The sequence below is a fragment of the Streptomyces anulatus genome, assembly GCF_000721175.1.
GTDB classification, from domain to species: domain Bacteria; phylum Actinomycetota; class Actinomycetes; order Streptomycetales; family Streptomycetaceae; genus Streptomyces; species Streptomyces anulatus_C.
This window is the reverse complement of record NZ_JOEZ01000154.1, coordinates 1-221: the sequence shown is the minus strand read 5'-3', so window position 1 is coordinate 221 and position 221 is coordinate 1. Positions and strand designations below refer to the sequence as shown.

The window sequence follows — 221 nt, the reverse complement described above, 5'->3', positions numbered from 1 at the left end:
CCGACGCGGGTGCGGCCCTTCTCGTCGGTCCACTTCATCCGGTTGTAGCGCTCGGACCGCTCGTGCATGATCGCGTGGACCGCGCGCAGCACGACGATCCCGAAGTCGTTGCCCGGGGCGAACACGGCGACGCCGTCGGGCCAGTCCGGCAGGGACAGGCCCTTCTGCGGGTCGATGACGATCGAGCAGACCAGCGGGGAGCGGCGCTCGATGCCCAGCAG

At 70.6% G+C, this 221-nt stretch carries 1 protein-coding gene; it reads right to left on the bottom strand.

From position 1 onward, the window contains the following. The coding region (locus IG90_RS40505) for a hypothetical protein (protein WP_033895141.1) at positions 1 to 221 on the bottom strand (221 nt) is incomplete at both ends.